The sequence below is a fragment of the Paenibacillus sp. tmac-D7 genome (genome assembly GCF_006519665.1).
Taxonomy (GTDB): domain Bacteria; phylum Bacillota; class Bacilli; order Paenibacillales; family NBRC-103111; genus Paenibacillus_G; species Paenibacillus_G validus.
In genome coordinates this window covers 1-16,131 of record NZ_VIDW01000042.1, presented here as the reverse complement: position 1 = coordinate 16,131, position 16,131 = coordinate 1, and the positions used below count along the sequence as shown (strand labels likewise).

Here is a 16,131-nt window from a genome sequence, read left to right as displayed (position 1 = left end):
GATGGATCCGAAGGAAAAAGAACGGCTGCTGCAAGCGGACCGCCGCTACGTCTGGCACCCGTTCACCCAAATGAAAGATTACGCCGAGCGCGATCCGATACTCATCGAGAAAGCGGAAGGCGTCTATTTGTTCGATGCGGACGGCAACCGTTATTACGACACCAATTCGTCGTGGTGGGTAAACGTTCACGGCCATGCCCATCCCCGCATCCGGGAAGCGATTGAGAAGCAGCTGCGCCAGGCCGATCATGTCATGTTCGCCGGCTTGACGCACCGCCCCGGCATCGAGCTCGCCGAACGACTCGTGCAGGTTACCCCGCAAGGTCTGGACAAGGTGTTCTATTCCGACAACGGCTCCACTTCGGTCGAGGTCGCGCTCAAGATGTCGTTCCAATATTGGCAGCAATCGGGCCGCGCCGGTAAAACGAAGTTTGCGTTCGTGGAGAACAGCTATCACGGCGATACGATCGGCGCCGTCAGCGTCGGCAGCGTCGATCAATATTTCTCAGTCTTTCGCCCGCTCTTGTTTGCCGCGTTCGGCGTGCCCTCGCCCGACCCGCGCAACGACCCGAACGGCGACGCGGAAACCAGCGCAGCCGCGGCGCTCGAAGCCGTTCGCGCGCTGTTCGCCGCATCGGCCGATCAGATTGCGGCCATCATCGTTGAGCCGATGCTGCAAGCCGCCGGCGGCATGATCATGTACGCAGCCTCGTACCTGCAAGGATTAAGACAGCTCTGCAGCGAGTACGACGTCCATCTGATCGCCGATGAAGTGGCCGTCGGCTTCGGACGCACCGGACGCATGTTCGGCTGCAACCATGCCGGAATATCGCCGGATTTCATGTGCTTGTCCAAGGGGCTGACAGCGGGCGTGCTCCCGCTCTCTGTGACGATGACGACCGCAGCCGTATTCGATGCGTTCTACGATGATTATGCGAAGCTGAAGACGTTCACGCATGGACACAGCTTCACGGGCAATCCGCTGTCGGCCGCCGCTGCGCTCGAATCGCTGCAAATCCTGGAAGACGAACGCGTGCTGGAGCATGTGGAGGAGGTGTCTGCGCATCTGAGCGAGCGCGTCCTCAGGTTCCAAGCGTTCCAAGGTGTCGCCCATCTGCGTACGCTCGGCATGGTTGCCGCTTTCGACCTGTACAAGGACGTGGCGCTCGGCGCCCGTTATGCCCTTGAAGACCGCATGGGCTTTCATATTTATTTGGAAGGCTTGAATGAAGGTCTCTTTCTCCGCACGCTTGGGGATACGATTTACTACTGGCTGCCGCTCTGCACGACGAAAGCGCAAATCGACGACATCGTCGAGCGAACGTTCCGCGTGCTGCGCCGCGTGCTGCCCAGCGCCGGCGAATGAGCCCGGCAAATCAGCCGCTCGAAAAGCAAAACACCGTACGCTCGGGAACACTGGCCCGAATGTACGGTGTTTGCTTCATTAAATACCCGGAATCGGAGCGCGTTTATGCTCCGTCTTTATATATTGCCGCTCCAATTTCTCCTGCGCTTCCGGCGAAATCGTTTTGCCTTCGAGATAATCGCTGTTATCGTTGTAACTGATGCCGAGCTCCGCTTCGTCCGTCTGCCCTTCCCATAATCCGGCGGTCGGCGCTTTGTCCAGCACGCTCTGCGGAACGCCGAGCTTCTGCGCGAGCTGGCGCACCTGCCGCTTGTTCAGCGTGCTGAGCGGCGTAATGTCCACGGCGCCGTCCCCGTACTTCGTGAAGAAGCCGGTAATCGCCTCGGACGCGTGGTCGGTCCCGACCACGAGCAGGTTCAGCTCGAACGCCAGCGCATACTGCACGACCATGCGCGTTCTCGCCTTCACGTTCCCTTTGCCTCCGCGGCTCAAGTGGCGGTGCACGCCGATTGACTTCAAGCCGTACTCGGCTTCCAAGGCAATTTCATTCACGGCTTCTTCAATGTTCGTCTCCACCCGGTACTTCAGCTGGAATGCATCGGCCACCGCATAGCTGTCCGAGATGTCGACCTGCTCCCCATAAGGCTGGAACACGCCGACCGTCTTGAACTCCCTTCCCTTCTCCGCCGTCAGCTCGTCCGTCGCGATCTTACACAAGCCTGCTGCTACCGCGCTGTCGATGCCTCCGCTGATCGCAATCAGAAGTCCGTCTACCCCGGATTTCACAACGTATTCCTTCAGAAATTCGACCCGGCGGCGAATCTCTTCATCCGTGTCGATCACCGGCTTCACGCCGAGTTTGGCAATTATATCCTGCTGCAAACTCATCCCAACAGCACCTCTCCTCTTCGACTCTTCGGAGTCCGAATGTTACGCTTTCGTTGTACCGGATTATACCATATACAAAAACTCCCGTCGACGACGCCGAAGCGAGTCGAAGGGAGTTTGGGAGCGCGCTATTATTTGCAATAGGTTTCGAATGCGTTGATCAAGTCGCCCGCAATCATATCGGCGGAACGATCTTCGATCTGATGACGCTGGATGAAATGAACAAGCTGTCCGTCCTTCATCAAGGCGATAGACGGCGACGACGGCGGATACGGTGCGAAGTACTCGCGCGCTTTCGCCGTTGCTTCTTTATCTTGTCCGGCAAATACGGTAAACAACCGGTCCGGCTTCACTTCGTGCTGAAGCGCCTTCGCTACGCCCGGACGGCACTGGCCTGCCGCACAGCCGCAGACGGAGTTGACGACGATAAGGGTCGTGCCTGTTTTATTTTCCAACGCTTCGGTTACTTCCTCGGGGGTACGAAGCTCTTGTACGCCGATTCGGGTTAAATCATCGCGCATCGGCTGAACCGAGTCGCGCATAAAGCTTTCGAATGACATGGACATAGGTGTTTCACTCCTTTTCCTAACATAAAGGTATATGAACTATCGGATGTCCCCATTATACTCGGCTCGCGGGTTGAAAGCAAAGCCTATTCCTCATGCCATTCCCCCGAAATCGATCATGGTGCCGTGTAAAACCCGCCGCACTTCATGACTTGCTTCGTTTGCTTCCCTTCTCTTTCGAATCCGCCTCGCCGCTTTGAAACGATTTATAGGCGACGTCTTTATCCGAATGCATGAAAGGGTAGCCTTGCGGAACGATGCCTTCTTCGAACAAGTCGCGGTTTTCCTTCGTTTGGAAGCCTATGTCTTTATAAGGGTGCACCCATTCGTCACCGGACATGACCGCCGGATCGACGTCTTCATTCCATTGCTCGAGCGGCGATTCGACCGATTCGTATTCGTGATCTCCGATCAAGACGCCGTGTTCGTTCACGAACGCTTCGCGAGGCCCGCGCTCCGACTTGAACTCGGGCTTGAAGTTTATCTCGAACGGATCCAGCTTCGGATCGTTCTTGCGGTTATAGTTGATATCCGTTTCGACGTTATCGTAAGACTCTTCCGACTTGTCGCTCATCGAACACCCTCCTTCTGGAGAACGGAATTAGATAGAAGGACGATTCGGTCCGTTCAGTTTCTTGTCCGTGCCTCCGGCTTGATCCGCTTCGTTTATTTGGCTGGCTTGTTTAACTTGCTCCTTGGAATCGCGGCTATGCGTTTTATCCGGCTGCGCCATCGCATGTTATCTCCTTTGCTTCGTATTCTTAGTATGCATGAGCTTTAACAAAAACAATCAAATCCACGGTTGAAGAAAACCGGTATTACCTAAAGTATGGCACAATGTAAAGTGACCTTATGCTTCAATCCCCGAGGAACAATTTAACAATCGCGTTTGCAGCTATGATTCCAAACCGCCCGCTTCCGCAAAAGCAGATCAAAGAAACGAACGACAAAAAGGACCTCGCCGACTTTCAATCTGAACGAAGCCCTTTTCTTTGTAAACACTTTATCCTGTATAAACTTTGCAAAACTAGGCTGTATATGCAAAACAGGTTACCCCTATTGTGAATCTCAACGCTTGTAACTAAAACAATGAAAGCCCTGCCTCTCTTCCATCCTTGCGGCTCCGAAGACCGCGCCAGTGTGAATCAGATTACCTGTCACGTACTTCCTACGTTCCTTATCAGGGACACATTCCGAATCTTCTTGAGCGGAAACAATCGAGTAAATGAGGAATTCGATTCTGATGGGGGTAATTGAGGTTAATAAAGCTAATCATTAGCATACTATAATTTAAAAAATATTGCAAGTGGTATTTCCTCTGAAGCTTTGTTCCATCAGTCACCTGTCGTGCCAATTTCAAGGCAGTCCCCGGTAAAGTAGACGGGCCGAAACCGGTTTTCGCACAAAATCACGCAAATTCGCGTCAATAGGGTTGAAATCAGGCATTACGAATGCAGAGCAGGGGCGCAGCACGTTGACGTGCACCCTCAAGGCCAGACCTTCGGTTTGAGCGGGTTCTTCCATTCCGATATAATGAACTATAAGCATTATTTATTGTTTTTAATTGATCGTTTAAGGGAGGTGTACCTATCCGCCTGACTCAGGGGATAGGGAATGATTGAGTAGTGACCCGTTACCTTTATTGATTAACGCGGTTTTAATTGTTGTTTTAATTGCGCTCAACGGCTTCTTCGTGGCCGCTGAGTTCGCTATCATCAAAGTTCGTAACACCCGTATCGATACGCTTGCCCAAAGCGGCCATTTAAGCGCCCGCATTGCCAAGACGATCACGGGCAACCTGAACGCGTATTTATCCGCCTGCCAGCTCGGTATTACGCTGACGTCCCTCGTGCTGGGGTGGGTCGGCGAACCGACCATATCCAAAGTGTTGGAGCCTATCCTCAAGGATTGGCTGGGCTTGAGCCCCGTCGCCATGCATGCGGTTTCGTTCATTATCGCCTTCTCGGTGATTACCGCCTTCCACATTACACTTGGCGAACAATTTCCGAAAACGTATGCGATTCGGCAATCGGAGAAGGTTACCTTGTGGACCGCCATCCCGCTTATTCTTTTCTACAAGCTGATGTTCCCTTTTATTTGGCTGCTGAACGGCGTATCCAACTGGATGCTGCGGCTCGTCGGGATCGAACCGACGAACGACCACGAATCGGCTCACACCGAGGATGAAATACGCGTCCTCATGAAAGAAAGTCACAAAAGCGGATTTATCGACAACACAGAGCTTACGCTGTTTGATAATATATTCGAATTTACCGAGACGAACGCACGCGAAATCATGATTCCGCGTACCGACATGGGCTGTCTTTACGCCAATCTTCCGTTCGAAGATAATATGGAGATCGCGCTCAAGGAAATGCGTACACGGTATCCGGTCTGCGATCCCGATAAGGACAATATTATCGGTTTCGTGCACATTAAAGATCTGCTCAAGGCGCAGAATGGATTAGACGATATTCGGACCATCCTCAGGCCGATGACCAAGGTGCCCGACTCGATGCCGATCAGCAACCTGCTGAAGCTAATGCAGCGCAAGAAGGTGCAAATCGCGCTGCTGATCGACGAATACGGCGGCACGGCCGGTATGGTGACGATTGAAGATATTTTGGAAGAAATCGTCGGCGAAATTCAAGACGAATTCGACCCGGACGAACGGCCGAGCATCGAGAAGAAGGACGATTCAACGTTCTCCATCGACGGTCGTACGTTGATCGACGAGGTCAACGACCATCTCGGACTCGAAATCCAATCCGAGGACTACGATACGATCGGCGGTTGGATCTACGCGCAAGTTGAAATTCCGCCGAAGCGCGGGCAATCGGTACTGTACGAGGATCTTTACGAGTTCACCATCGAGGAAACGGACGACTTGCGTATCGCCCGCCTGACCGTCCGCAGCTTGCAAGCCCAGCCGCAAACGGCATAATCATAAATACATTTAAAAAAACGAGGCCGATTTTTCGGACCTCGTTTTTTCTCACGACCGGACTCGGCTATGGATAGGGGCATTGATGAAGAATGCGCAGCTCGTTCAATTGCTGCCACAGTTGATGCATGTGCGTTTTACTGATCATAACCGCCTCTTTTGTCGCTCGAAGCGCCTCGGCGTTCTGCATGATGTCCCTCATCAATCTCCGGTTTTTGACGCCCAGCTGCAGGATGCGCTTCTCCATGTCGTCCAACTGCGTTCTGCCCGAGTGGCGGTTTACCATACGTGAGCCTGCTTGAAACGCGTTCGATGCATTCATGGTACGATCAAACCTCCTTTTTTACAAGGGTTGGCACAACGATTATAATGGAAGTCTGCTATAGAAAATGTCAAAGCACGTTGCAGGAATATCACTATTTTTGTCGGAAAAAATTACGGTACAATGAAAACAAATGAAACCATATAGGAGCATAACGAATGGCTTATGACGTAATTGTAATCGGCGGAGGCTCAGCCGGATTGATGGCCAGCGTGGCTGCAAGCGAGCACGGTGCAAAGGTTTTGTTGGTGGACAAAGGGGATAAACTGGGGCGCAAGCTCGGAATTTCCGGCGGAGGCCGCTGCAATGTGACGAATGCCAAAGAGCCGGATGAACTGATCAAGCATATTCCGGGCAACGGACGCTTCCTGCATAGCGCTCTTGCGACATTCAGCAATCGCGACATCATCGCCTTCTTCGAAGGGATGGGCATCCGCTTGAAGGAGGAAGACCGCGGGCGCATGTTCCCGGTGAGCGACAAGGCCAAGACCGTGGTGGATGCGCTTGTGAATCGCGTGCGCCGTCAAGGCGTCTCCATTCGTGTCAACAGCCCGGTTCGCCGGGTGTTGTACGATGAGGAGCGCGCATGGGGCGTCGAATTGACCACCGGCGAACGGATTAACGGACGCGCCGTCATTATCGCCACCGGGGGCAAGTCGGTGCCGCAAACCGGCTCGACCGGCGACGGATACCCTTGGGCAGAGGCCGCCGGTCATACGATCACCGAGCTGTATCCGACGGAAGTGCCGCTAACGTCGAATGAACCGTGGATTCGCAGCAAGGAGCTGCAAGGGCTATCGCTGCGCGGCATTACGTTATCGGTCTGGACTCCGAAGGGGAAGAAAATCGTCGAACACGAAGGCGACCTGCTGTTCACCCACTTCGGCTTGTCCGGCCCGGCCGCGCTGCGCTGCAGCCAGTTCGTCGTGAAGGCGAAGAAGCAGTTTAACGTCCCGAGCGTGCGGCTGACGATCGATTTGTTTCCCGATAAGAGCGTGGATGAGGTGTACGCCGATACGTATCGGCTGGCCCGGCACGAGCCGAAGAAAGCGGCCAAGAACGTCTTGAAACCGCTCCTCCCGGAACGGCTCGTTCCTTTCGTGCTCGAACGGGCGGGTATTAAGGAAGACGTCACGTTCGATAACATTCCGAAGCAGCCATGGATGGATATGGCGAAGCTGCTGAAGGCGTTTCCCGTGGAAGTGAACGGCACGCTATCGCTTGAAGAAGCTTTCGTCACCGGCGGCGGCGTCAACCTGAAGGAGGTCGATCCGCGGACGATGCAGTCAAAGCTGAAGCTTGGGCTGTACTTTTGCGGCGAAGTGCTGGACATTCACGGCTATACCGGCGGCTACAACATCACGGCGGCATTCACAACCGGGTATACGGCAGGGAAAAGCGCAGCGGAATTTGCACGGAGTTAGTTTCACAGTTTCACAGCTTCACGGCGGCTGCGAGGTCGTTGATCGTCGGCATCGCGGGCGCGGAATGGCGCACTCGTTTTCCGGCCGCCGCCTTCGCCAGAAGCGCATCCGCTTGTCCTGCCGCACCGCGTTCTGTTTAAGCGCTGCTCATAAAAAAACGGCGACCCCTTATCGATAAGGTTGGTTGCCGTTTTTTTCTTGCTCTTCGAAAGGCTCGATATGCACATGCACATTGTTCACCCGATGCTCTCTGAGCATCCGCCGTTCGATTTCATCGCTGATATCGTGGCTTTCGCCGACGGACAATTCGGCGCTTACCTCGACGACCACGTCAAGCAGCACGCTGTTGCCGTGAATGCGGGCGCGGATATCCTTAATGCGCTTGACGCCCGGCGTTGTCTTGACGGTCTGCTTGAACACCTTCAGCCGCTGGTCGTCGAAGCCGTCCGTCAACGTATGCGATGCATGGGAGAACACTTCCCAAGCCGTTTTCAAAATAATAAGACCGACGATCAGCGCCGCTACTGCATCGAGTACCGGAAAGCCAAGCCGCGATCCGATGATGCCGACGGCGGCGCCTATACTGACGAGCGCGTCGGAACGATTGTCCTGCGCAGCGGCCATCAGCGATTGGTTCTCGATCCGTTTGGCCAACCGGTAATTGTAAACGTACACGCCCCACATGACGGCGGCGCAAGCCAGAGCTACCCAGGCGGCCAGCATGTCCGGCGCCGTGCGCTCATCGGCGAAGAAGCTGCGGCCCGCTTGCAAGACAACCTGCAGGCCTGCTGCTGCCATAATAAACGAAGCGATGAGCGAAGCGATCGTCTCCGCCCGTTTATGCCCATACGGATGATCGCGATCCGGCGGCTTCCGGGAAATGCGAAGCCCGATCAGCACCGCCAGTGAAACGACGATATCCGTCGTATTGTTAATTCCGTCCGCCGCGAGCGCTTCCGAACCGGTCATATAACCTATGGTTATTTTAAAAGCGGACAAAAAAACATAGGCGACGATACTAAGCCACGCGCCCTTTTCGCCCTCTTTCAAAGAATCATAGGAATCCACAGCGTTTCCCTCCATCCTCTATTGAAAAACCCTATCATTCCCGAAGTCCCAACCCATCATAGCAAACGAATGAGGTGTGGGTCTAGAGAAACAGTGTTTTCCGAGCTAATAAAAATAGGCGCAGGGCAACTTTGTTTTCCCGGTCAAATGTTGTGGGACTTGTCCAACGGTTTTGGCCTAATCCACTATAAATGAATACCCGCGTCGAAGCCGTCGTAATCTTCCCCGGACGGGTCGAATTTCGCGTGCTCATCCTTGTAGGCGCCGCTCGAGCGGTTCGAGTAAGCCGAGGCGGATAAATGAACCTCGGCTTCATCCGGTTCAACCTCGTTCACGAAGTGGGCGGGAATCGGAATGAGCCCGTCCGGATCGTATGCCATGGCATACGTCGAAATCTCGGACGGAGATGCTTGCCCCTCCAGCAGCCGACCGCCGTGAGCTTGCGCGACTTCGAGAGCCGACGTCAGATCATTGCGATCGACGATGACGTGCAGAACGGGGCTCTTCGTCTCCGTATGCAGGCTGACCTTGTAGCCAAGCTCCTCCAGCGTATCAAGCGCCATATAAGCTTCCTGGTTCGTCTCGAATTGAAAAAAGATCGGGGTGTGGGTCATGTGTGCCTCGTTCCTTTCTTGGATATGGCTGGATTTAGGTTGCCCCATCGCTTTACGGTTATTCCTCGGAAAGGCGAACATACTCGAACGGCTATCGGCATAAGATGGTAGCGGCTAATCTGGGAAGCTCTTCCGCATCCAGACCTGAGAAAGGAGGTGTTCCACCGATGTCTGACCCCGGACAGACGCCGCCGCAAGGCTCCCCCTCTCCGACGCCGGAAGATGTGCGGGCCAACAAGGCCGTTGCCGCTATCGCTTATCTGTTGTTTTTTGTGCCGCTGATCGCCGCGAACCATTCACGCTTTGCGATGTATCACGCCAATCAAGGCCTTATGCTGCTGCTCGCCTTGATCGCTTGCAACATCGTACTGGGACTTATTCCTCTGCTCAATTTGCTGCTCGTGCCTTTAGCCCACCTCGTGTGCCTCGTATTCTGCGTGATCGGGATGATGAATGCGATCAACGGGGATATGAAGCCGCTGCCGCTGATCGGCCGTATTGAGATCATTAAGCATCCCTAGGATCAAAAAAAGGCGCTTTATCCCTAGGATGAAACGCCTTTTTGGGTATGACGGCTGCCGCCTGCTGCCTAGTTGACGAATTTCAGTCCGGTCAAAAGCCGCTTCAGCAGCACGGCCGCTTGAGCCCTTGAAGCGTTCTGCTGCGGCGCAAATTCATTTTTTTGCGGCGGCGTCATCCCCGGCTGCGAGCGAGTCGCCTAAATCCAAATACGTGAGCGGTTTCGGCCATACCGGCTCGTCCTGATCCTGCACGAGCAAGGACGCGGCCTCGGTTGAAGCGACCGGTCCGGCGCCCCAAGCAGCGAACGGGACGATCATGACGAACAACATGACGAATAAGGTAAACGATGCGATTTTACGAATGTACTTGGATCCTCCCGAATCAATGATCTTATTCTTAGTGAACTTCCTGTAAAAGCGTTCCTCCTCCCTCTCATTATAGATACTATTTGTATATGATATTAGATTTTGATAGCAGGTCGCCCTGCACAACGGTTGGCCGACTGATTTTTCAATATATAAGGAAATTGCCACTCGTTCTGGAATTTGTTATGATTGACAAATACAAAAAACTGTGTAAAATTAGTAATTAATAAAACACTTTACCGCTTAAAAGCTAAAAAGCTTAAAAGCCCGAAAGATGTCAGCGAGCACTTGTTAATTTGGAGAGGGGTAATTTTGATGACACGCGACACACACCACAAAATTTTGGATTGTACGATCCGCGACGGCGGTTTAGTGAATAACTGGGACTTTAGCGTCCAATTCGTGAAGGACATGTACCAGGGTCTAAGCGAAGCCGGCGTCGAATATATGGAAATTGGTTACAAAAACTCGGCCAAATTGCTGAAAGGTGCCGATGCCGGCCCTTGGCGCTTCCTTAACGAGGATTTCCTGAAGGAAGTCATCCCCCAAAAAACCAGTACGAAGCTTTCCGCGTTGGTCGATATCGGCCGTGTGGATGAGAAGGATATTCTCCCGCGCGATCAAAGCATGTTGGATCTGATCCGCGTCGCTTGTTACATTAAAGATGTGGACAAAGCGCTCGATCTGGTGCAAAAATTCCACGACTACGGCTATGAAACGACGATCAACATCATGGCGCTTTCGCATGTGATGGAGAATGATCTGAACGAAGCGTTCGAAGAAATCGCCAAAAGCCCGGTCGATGTCGTGTACGTCGTCGACTCCTACGGCAGCATGGATCACAAAGACATCGACTACCTGGTGTCCAAATTCCAACGACTGCTTCCGAACAAGAAGCTCGGCCTGCACATGCACAACAACATGCAGCTGGCGTTCTCCAACACGATCACGGGTGCGAGCAAAGGCGTCGAGTTCCTCGACACGTCCGTCTACGGAATGGGTCGCGCAGCGGGCAACTGTCCGACTGAACTGCTCGTCAGCTACTTGAAAAACCCGAAATACGATCTTCGTCCGGTGCTCGGCATTATCGAGAAACACATGATTTCGATGCGCGAGAAATGGGAGTGGGGTTACATCATCCCTTACATGATCGCCGGCGTCCTGAACGATCACCCGCGTGCCGCGATGGCCATTCGCTCCAGCGACGACAAGGACAAATTTACGGAGTTCTACGACAAGCTGACTTCCCCGGAAGTGATGCCGACCGGCTCCACTGACTAATAGCACACATCTGACCCGGTTTTCCATGCTGCTGCAGCGGCGGAGAATCGGGTTTCTCTATTGGCGCGCAGCCTCTGAAGCGGCCACCGGCTCCAACAGTCATTCGGAAAGGATTCGTGCTGAAGCTTATGTCCCGTCAAAAATCCATCAAAGTCACAGCGCCCAAGCGGCTGCTCCTTCCCGCATCGGGCTTCTTGAGCGGGTACACGCACACGTTAAATCCGTATGTAGGCTGTGCCTTCGCTTGCTCATACTGCTATGTGCGGGAGATGCCGGTCGCGAAATTTCGCGGCTCGCCTTGGGGCGATTGGGTGGACGTAAAAGCAAATACGGCCAGCTTGTTGAGCCGGGAGCTGAAGCGTGCCGGACGCAAAAAACCGGTTACGGTATTCATGTCGTCCGCGACGGACCCCTACCAGCCTGAGGAGTTCCGCGCCTGTCTGACGCGGTCTTGGCTGGAGGTCATGGCGGCATCCCCGCCCGAGGAGCTCGCCTTCGTGATGGTGCAGACGCGCAGCCCGTTGGTCACGCGCGATATCGACGTGCTGCGGCGGCTCGGGCCCCGCGTCCGCGTCAGCCTGACCATTGAGACCGACATGGAGTCGGTCCGGAAGCTGTTCACGCCGGCGGCGCCGCCGATTGCCGCCCGATTCGCGGCCTTGCGGCGGCTCGCCGAGGCGGGGGTGCCGACGCAGGCCGCCGTGTCGCCCGTGCTGCCGTGCAGCGACGGGCTGGCCGACCGGCTGGCGGAAACCGGTGTCGATCGCGTGGTGATCGACGATTATTTTATGGGCGACGGCAGCCAGGGGCGCCGGACGGAGAGGCTTGGTATGCGCGAGCTGTATCGCGCGAACGGGTACGACGCGTGGTACGACCGCGGCGCGTACTTGCGCGTGCGGGAGCAGCTCGCGCGGCGATTCGAGGCGCAGCGGATACGCGTGAGCCAAAAGGGCTTTATGCCCTGAAGCGGGCGGGAGCCGACCGGGCGGACGGGCGTTCGACGCGTTTCTTCGCAAGTTGGCCTTGCGGGCTATCCGCTATTGATGTAGTATCGCGAGTTAAAAAATAACCCCCCAACTCCACTTTAACAGTGGTTTTGGAGGGTTATTCTTTTATTCTTGAAAAACTGTCTTCATCAAGGGGTTACCCTTTGGGCCACGCCTTCTCTCTTCCTGCACGATCCTACCGGAAATCCGGCGGAATCCGTCTTGCCACCCCGGTTAGGATAGCGGCTTCGATAATTGCGTGGCGAACCTTCGTCACGACCTTGTCGTTAAATATACTCGGGATGATGTAGTGCTCGTTCAGCTCCGCTTCGGTAACAACCGAAGCGATTGCGCGGGCGGCCGCCAGCTTCATCGGCTCGTTGATCCGCCGTGCCCGGCAGTCGAGCGCCCCACGGAAAATACCGGGGAACACGAGCACGTTATTGATTTGGTTCGGATAGTCGCTTCGGCCTGTTGCAAACACACGAACATGCGGGAGCGCTTCCTCCGGCGCAATTTCCGGTTCCGGATTCGCCATCGCGAAGACGATGCTGTCCGGCTTCATTTTCTTGATGTCGTCCTCGTTCAGCAAACCGCCCCGCGATACACCGATAAACACGTCGGCGTCTTGAATAACGTCCTTCAGCGTTCCGGCCTTATCTTCGACTTGCGGCTGGTCGGCCAACCACTGCCACATCGGGTAAGGATAGCTGCCTCCGTGAACGATGGCACCCTCGCGGTCGACAGGCACCAAGCGCGTCACCCCTGCGGCGAGCAGCATTTTGCAGATCGATACGCCTGCCGCTCCGATTCCGTTGACCACAACGCGGACGTTCTCGATTCGTTTACCGACCACTTTCAAGGCATTCAGCAAACCCGCGATAACGACGACAGCCGTTCCGTGCTGATCGTCATGAAACACCGGTATATCGAGCTCCTCGTTCAGGCGTGTCTCGATCTCGAAGCATCGCGGAGAGCTGATATCCTCCAGGTTAATGCCTCCGAAAATCGGGCTGATCGCTTTAATAGTACGAATAATTTCTTCCGTATCCTTCGTATCCAGACAAATCGGGAACGCATCGACGCCGGCGAGCTGCTTGAACAGCATCGCTTTCCCTTCCATGACAGGCGCGGCTGCATGCGGACCGATGTCGCCCAGTCCGAGCACTGCCGTTCCGTCGGTGACGACGGCTACCGTATTGCGTTTTATCGTAAGCGAGTAAGCTTTTCTCGGATTTTCATGAATTGCGGTACAAACTCTAGCCACCCCAGGGGTGTAAACACGGGACAAGTCGTCGCGGTTTTTGATCGGCAGATTCGGCTGCATGTTGATTTTCCCGCCTAGATGCACGAGAAACGTACGGTCGGATACGTTAATCAGCTTGATCCCGTCATGCGATTTCAACGCTTCAACCACCTGCGACTCGGCGGATTCCGCCACATCGACGGTAATATCGCGTACCGACGATTCCTTGCCGGGACGAATAACGTCGATCGAGGTGATGTCTCCCCCTGCTTTACTGATTGTTGCAGCTACATCTCCGAACGTTACTTGCTCATGATTGAGCTCCACACGCAAAATAATACTTGTCTGTGCCACGCTGATTCCCTTCCTTCAACTGAAAAGTGATGTCACGAAAACGTATATATGACCTGCCAATAGATTCATGGTATCATGCGTAAGGTTTTTTATGCAAATGAAAAAGAGCTTGCACCCCTATTAGAATCATTTTTCACTTTTATTTGTTATTTTCTCCCATGCCGACATCAGCATATCACCGTTCATCGGCCCGGGATGCTTCTCCCGAATGACGCCGCCGGGGTCGACGACATACGTAGCCGGGTAGGCATTCACGCGGTAAGTATCCGTCACGCCCCCCGTCGTGTCAAGCGCAATCGGGAAGGTAATCTTCCATTCCTTAACCCACGCCGCAACGACCGGTACGCTAGCCTCGGTATGCGTCGCGTTAACGCCCAGAATCACCACGCCGTCTCTTGCATAATCCGAGTAAAATTGCTGCATATACGGCATCTCCGCCTGACAAGGCGGACACCAGGTCGCCCAAAAATTAACAAACACGGTTTGGCCCCTGTAATCCGACAATCGGATGGTTTCCCCATTCAGCAGTTTTAGCTCGAAATCAGGGGCCTGCTGTCCGACGCCCAGTCCGGGCACTCCTTCCGCTGTTCCCGCCGCAGGCGGCCCCCCCGGCTTGTCAAACAGGCCGTTCGCCACTGTTATGACCAGCACCCAGCCAATCGCAATGACTAGCAGCCTCTGCACCGACGCGCGATGGGTCTCCGGCAAAGGGGAACGCAGCCAAACGATGGCGGCTGCCGCGCCCAACGACCCAATGATGCCCGATGTGACCGGCTGAAAGCCGCTCATTATAAAATGCAGCGCATGAAATATTGCATACCCCCCCAAAACCGAGACGGCTAACGAATCGATATAAACAGATCTGCCTATTTTTCTTTTCTCAGCGGCGATTGCTGCATATCCGGCCGAGAGCAGCCAAGCAAGCCAAACTCCGCGCCGACCGCCGTTAAAATAAAGCAGCGACATCGGATTTTCCAATACAGCGCGAAAATCCAGCAGCAGCAAACTTAATTTCCAGACAAGCACCCACACAAGCAGCGCATTGACGGCAATCGACGTAACAATGCCTCTATCGGATCTCCGAAGCAACCGCAGGTGCAGCACGCCGTAGCCCGCCGCAATCGCACCCATGATCAGCAGCATGTTGTAATGGAGGACAAGCGGTCCCCATGTCCATGTATTCATCGTTGACGTTCACCTGTCTCCCTTTCATCTGGCTATAATTCCATTGTGGAACGGTCTGCCGTCCGTTGTCAACTTGTTGTCGCGTCCCACGAACGAAGCCGATTCCCGGCAATCGTGGAAGCGTCGGCACTTACATGCATACCACTACACCTAGAACTGCAGGAGGGAATTTCTATGAAAAAGCAATTCGTTGCCGTTGTCCTTGCCGCCACGTTTACGGTCGGGTCCTTGGCCGCATACGCCGATCAAGCCCACGCCGCCGCCACCGGTACGATTACAAGCAGCGTGAACTTCCGTAAACAACCTGATACAAGTTCAGCTGCATACGGTTACCTCAAAGCCGGAGAAAAGGTTACCATCCTGTCCAAAGTCAACGCCTGGTGGTATCAAGTGCAAGACGACCAGGGCCGCACCGGCTATATCTCAACGAGCAGCAAATACGTCCGGGTATCGGACTCCTCTCCGATCAGTTCCGAGACGCCTTCCGGCGGGTCGACAACAGCTCCCTCGACGGGCGATACGACAGCAGCCATTGATAAAATAATCGCGGCTGGCAAGAAGTACTTGGGCACCCCTTACGAGTATGGGTCAGACCGTTCCAATACCCGTACTTTCGACTGCTCTGACTTCGTCCGTCAAGCCTTCAAGGAAGGTGCCGGCGTGACGCTCCCGAGCGATTCCCGCGCCCAAGGCAGCTATGTCAAGTCACTTGGGAATACGACAACGAACTGGAAAAGCCTAAAGCCCGGCGACCTGATGTTCTTCATGGAGTATCGCGGAAGCAGCAAATCGTCATACCCGTCCAACAAGGCCAATCAGCGCATCACTCATGTCGGCATTTACCTAGGGGAAGGCAAAGTTTTGCATACATACTCCAAGGAATCCGGCGGGGTTCGGATCGATAGTATCGAGAACAAGCACTGGGAATACCGCTTTATGTTCGGCGGCAGCGCTTTAAAATAATGTTGTTATACCAAAGAAAGAAGACCTTCCCCGAATT

General features: G+C 54.4%; 17 protein-coding genes. 7 read left to right on the top strand and 10 right to left on the bottom strand.

Features of this window, described 5'->3' with window-relative positions:
- Position 1: 1 nt before the first annotated feature.
- Positions 2-1,366: an adenosylmethionine--8-amino-7-oxononanoate transaminase gene (gene bioA, locus FKP33_RS21640; RefSeq protein WP_141336335.1), complete on the top strand. Its 1,365-nt coding sequence runs from the start codon at positions 2-4 to the stop codon at positions 1,364-1,366.
- A gap of 78 nt (positions 1,367-1,444) precedes the next feature.
- Here the strand turns inward: bioA and nadE are convergent, their stop codons facing one another.
- The 4 genes from nadE to FKP33_RS27815 form a co-directional block, all read right to left on the bottom strand.
- A complete protein-coding gene (nadE, locus tag FKP33_RS21635) occupies positions 1,445-2,254 on the bottom strand; it encodes an ammonia-dependent NAD(+) synthetase (RefSeq protein WP_141336334.1) in 810 nt (269 codons plus the stop codon).
- A 131-nt stretch (positions 2,255-2,385) separates the two neighbouring features.
- Positions 2,386-2,820, bottom strand: coding sequence for a BrxA/BrxB family bacilliredoxin (locus FKP33_RS21630; RefSeq protein WP_054798501.1), 435 nt, complete (start codon positions 2,818-2,820; stop codon positions 2,386-2,388).
- Positions 2,821-2,965: 145 nt separating this feature from the next.
- Positions 2,966-3,394 carry a DUF3905 domain-containing protein gene (locus tag FKP33_RS21625; protein ID WP_054798502.1) on the bottom strand — a complete coding sequence of 143 codons (429 nt, stop codon included), beginning with the start codon at positions 3,392-3,394 and terminating at the stop codon, positions 2,966-2,968.
- 27 nt (positions 3,395-3,421) lie between these two features.
- The gene (locus tag FKP33_RS27815) at positions 3,422-3,553 is read right to left on the bottom strand and encodes a hypothetical protein (RefSeq protein WP_258313516.1); all 132 of its coding nucleotides are present in this window, start codon (positions 3,551-3,553) and stop codon (positions 3,422-3,424) included.
- An 885-nt stretch (positions 3,554-4,438) separates the two neighbouring features.
- On the opposite strand from FKP33_RS27815, the gene FKP33_RS21620 reads away from it, so the two are divergent.
- Entirely contained in the window at positions 4,439-5,764 is a 1,326-nt protein-coding gene (locus FKP33_RS21620; protein ID WP_054800187.1) for a hemolysin family protein, read from the top strand.
- A gap of 67 nt (positions 5,765-5,831) precedes the next feature.
- Here the strand turns inward: FKP33_RS21620 and FKP33_RS21615 are convergent, their stop codons facing one another.
- On the bottom strand, positions 5,832-6,086 hold the full coding sequence (locus FKP33_RS21615; protein ID WP_258313515.1) for a hypothetical protein: 255 nt from the start codon (positions 6,084-6,086) through the stop codon (positions 5,832-5,834).
- Positions 6,087-6,244: 158 nt separating this feature from the next.
- Here FKP33_RS21615 and FKP33_RS21610 point away from each other — a divergent pair, with 158 nt between their 5' ends.
- On the top strand, positions 6,245-7,510 hold the full coding sequence (locus FKP33_RS21610) for a BaiN/RdsA family NAD(P)/FAD-dependent oxidoreductase (protein ID WP_141336333.1): 1,266 nt from the start codon (positions 6,245-6,247) through the stop codon (positions 7,508-7,510).
- Positions 7,511-7,678: 168 nt separating this feature from the next.
- Here the strand turns inward: FKP33_RS21610 and FKP33_RS21605 are convergent, their stop codons facing one another.
- Both FKP33_RS21605 and FKP33_RS21600 read right to left on the bottom strand, forming a co-directional pair.
- Positions 7,679-8,578 (bottom strand): cation diffusion facilitator family transporter, encoded by a 900-nt coding sequence (locus FKP33_RS21605; protein WP_127608998.1) that lies wholly within the window; start codon positions 8,576-8,578, stop codon positions 7,679-7,681.
- Between the two features lie 185 nt (positions 8,579-8,763).
- Positions 8,764-9,192, bottom strand: a complete 429-nt coding sequence (locus FKP33_RS21600; protein ID WP_127608997.1) for a hypothetical protein — start codon at positions 9,190-9,192, stop codon at positions 8,764-8,766.
- Between the two features lie 167 nt (positions 9,193-9,359).
- Between FKP33_RS21600 and FKP33_RS21595 the strand changes: the two genes are divergently transcribed.
- Positions 9,360-9,713, top strand: coding sequence for a magnetosome magnetite crystal formation protein family (locus tag FKP33_RS21595; RefSeq protein WP_141336332.1), 354 nt, complete (start codon positions 9,360-9,362; stop codon positions 9,711-9,713).
- Between the two features lie 153 nt (positions 9,714-9,866).
- Here FKP33_RS21595 and FKP33_RS27290 read toward each other — a convergent pair whose 3' ends face one another.
- Positions 9,867-10,031, bottom strand: coding sequence for a hypothetical protein (locus tag FKP33_RS27290; protein WP_164751911.1), 165 nt, complete (start codon positions 10,029-10,031; stop codon positions 9,867-9,869).
- A 363-nt stretch (positions 10,032-10,394) separates the two neighbouring features.
- On the opposite strand from FKP33_RS27290, the gene FKP33_RS21590 reads away from it, so the two are divergent.
- Positions 10,395-11,360, top strand: a complete 966-nt coding sequence (locus FKP33_RS21590; RefSeq protein WP_127608995.1) for an aldolase catalytic domain-containing protein — start codon at positions 10,395-10,397, stop codon at positions 11,358-11,360.
- A gap of 128 nt (positions 11,361-11,488) precedes the next feature.
- Complete coding sequence (locus tag FKP33_RS21585) at positions 11,489-12,325, top strand: SPL family radical SAM protein (protein WP_141336345.1); 837 nt, start codon at positions 11,489-11,491, stop codon at positions 12,323-12,325.
- A gap of 217 nt (positions 12,326-12,542) precedes the next feature.
- Here the strand turns inward: FKP33_RS21585 and FKP33_RS21580 are convergent, their stop codons facing one another.
- Together FKP33_RS21580 and FKP33_RS21575 are read right to left on the bottom strand one after the other, a co-directional pair.
- The gene (locus tag FKP33_RS21580; protein WP_054798489.1) at positions 12,543-13,946 is read right to left on the bottom strand and encodes an NAD-dependent malic enzyme; all 1,404 of its coding nucleotides are present in this window, start codon (positions 13,944-13,946) and stop codon (positions 12,543-12,545) included.
- Positions 13,947-14,072: 126 nt separating this feature from the next.
- Entirely contained in the window at positions 14,073-15,131 is a 1,059-nt protein-coding gene (locus FKP33_RS21575) for a redoxin domain-containing protein (RefSeq protein ID WP_141336331.1), read from the bottom strand.
- A gap of 174 nt (positions 15,132-15,305) precedes the next feature.
- Between FKP33_RS21575 and FKP33_RS21570 the strand changes: the two genes are divergently transcribed.
- Positions 15,306-16,094 carry a C40 family peptidase gene (locus tag FKP33_RS21570; RefSeq protein WP_141336330.1) on the top strand — a complete coding sequence of 263 codons (789 nt, stop codon included), beginning with the start codon at positions 15,306-15,308 and terminating at the stop codon, positions 16,092-16,094.
- Positions 16,095-16,131: the final 37 nt, after the last annotated feature.

Coding starts and splice junctions, on each gene's coding strand:
- bioA (WP_141336335.1), top strand. CDS start 2: ATGGATCCGAAGGAAAAAGAACGGCTGCTGCAAGCGGACCGCCGCTAC.
- nadE (WP_141336334.1), bottom strand. CDS start 2,254: ATGAGTTTGCAGCAGGATATAATTGCCAAACTCGGCGTGAAGCCGGTG.
- FKP33_RS21630 (WP_054798501.1), bottom strand. CDS start 2,820: ATGTCCATGTCATTCGAAAGCTTTATGCGCGACTCGGTTCAGCCGATG.
- FKP33_RS21625 (WP_054798502.1), bottom strand. CDS start 3,394: ATGAGCGACAAGTCGGAAGAGTCTTACGATAACGTCGAAACGGATATC.
- FKP33_RS27815 (WP_258313516.1), bottom strand. CDS start 3,553: ATGGCGCAGCCGGATAAAACGCATAGCCGCGATTCCAAGGAGCAAGTT.
- FKP33_RS21615 (WP_258313515.1), bottom strand. CDS start 6,086: ATGAATGCATCGAACGCGTTTCAAGCAGGCTCACGTATGGTAAACCGC.
- FKP33_RS21610 (WP_141336333.1), top strand. CDS start 6,245: ATGGCTTATGACGTAATTGTAATCGGCGGAGGCTCAGCCGGATTGATG.
- FKP33_RS21600 (WP_127608997.1), bottom strand. CDS start 9,192: ATGACCCACACCCCGATCTTTTTTCAATTCGAGACGAACCAGGAAGCT.
- FKP33_RS21595 (WP_141336332.1), top strand. CDS start 9,360: ATGTCTGACCCCGGACAGACGCCGCCGCAAGGCTCCCCCTCTCCGACG.
- FKP33_RS27290 (WP_164751911.1), bottom strand. CDS start 10,031: ATGATCGTCCCGTTCGCTGCTTGGGGCGCCGGACCGGTCGCTTCAACC.
- FKP33_RS21590 (WP_127608995.1), top strand. CDS start 10,395: ATGACACGCGACACACACCACAAAATTTTGGATTGTACGATCCGCGAC.
- FKP33_RS21585 (WP_141336345.1), top strand. CDS start 11,489: ATGTCCCGTCAAAAATCCATCAAAGTCACAGCGCCCAAGCGGCTGCTC.
- FKP33_RS21575 (WP_141336331.1), bottom strand. CDS start 15,131: ATGAATACATGGACATGGGGACCGCTTGTCCTCCATTACAACATGCTG.
- FKP33_RS21570 (WP_141336330.1), top strand. CDS start 15,306: ATGAAAAAGCAATTCGTTGCCGTTGTCCTTGCCGCCACGTTTACGGTC.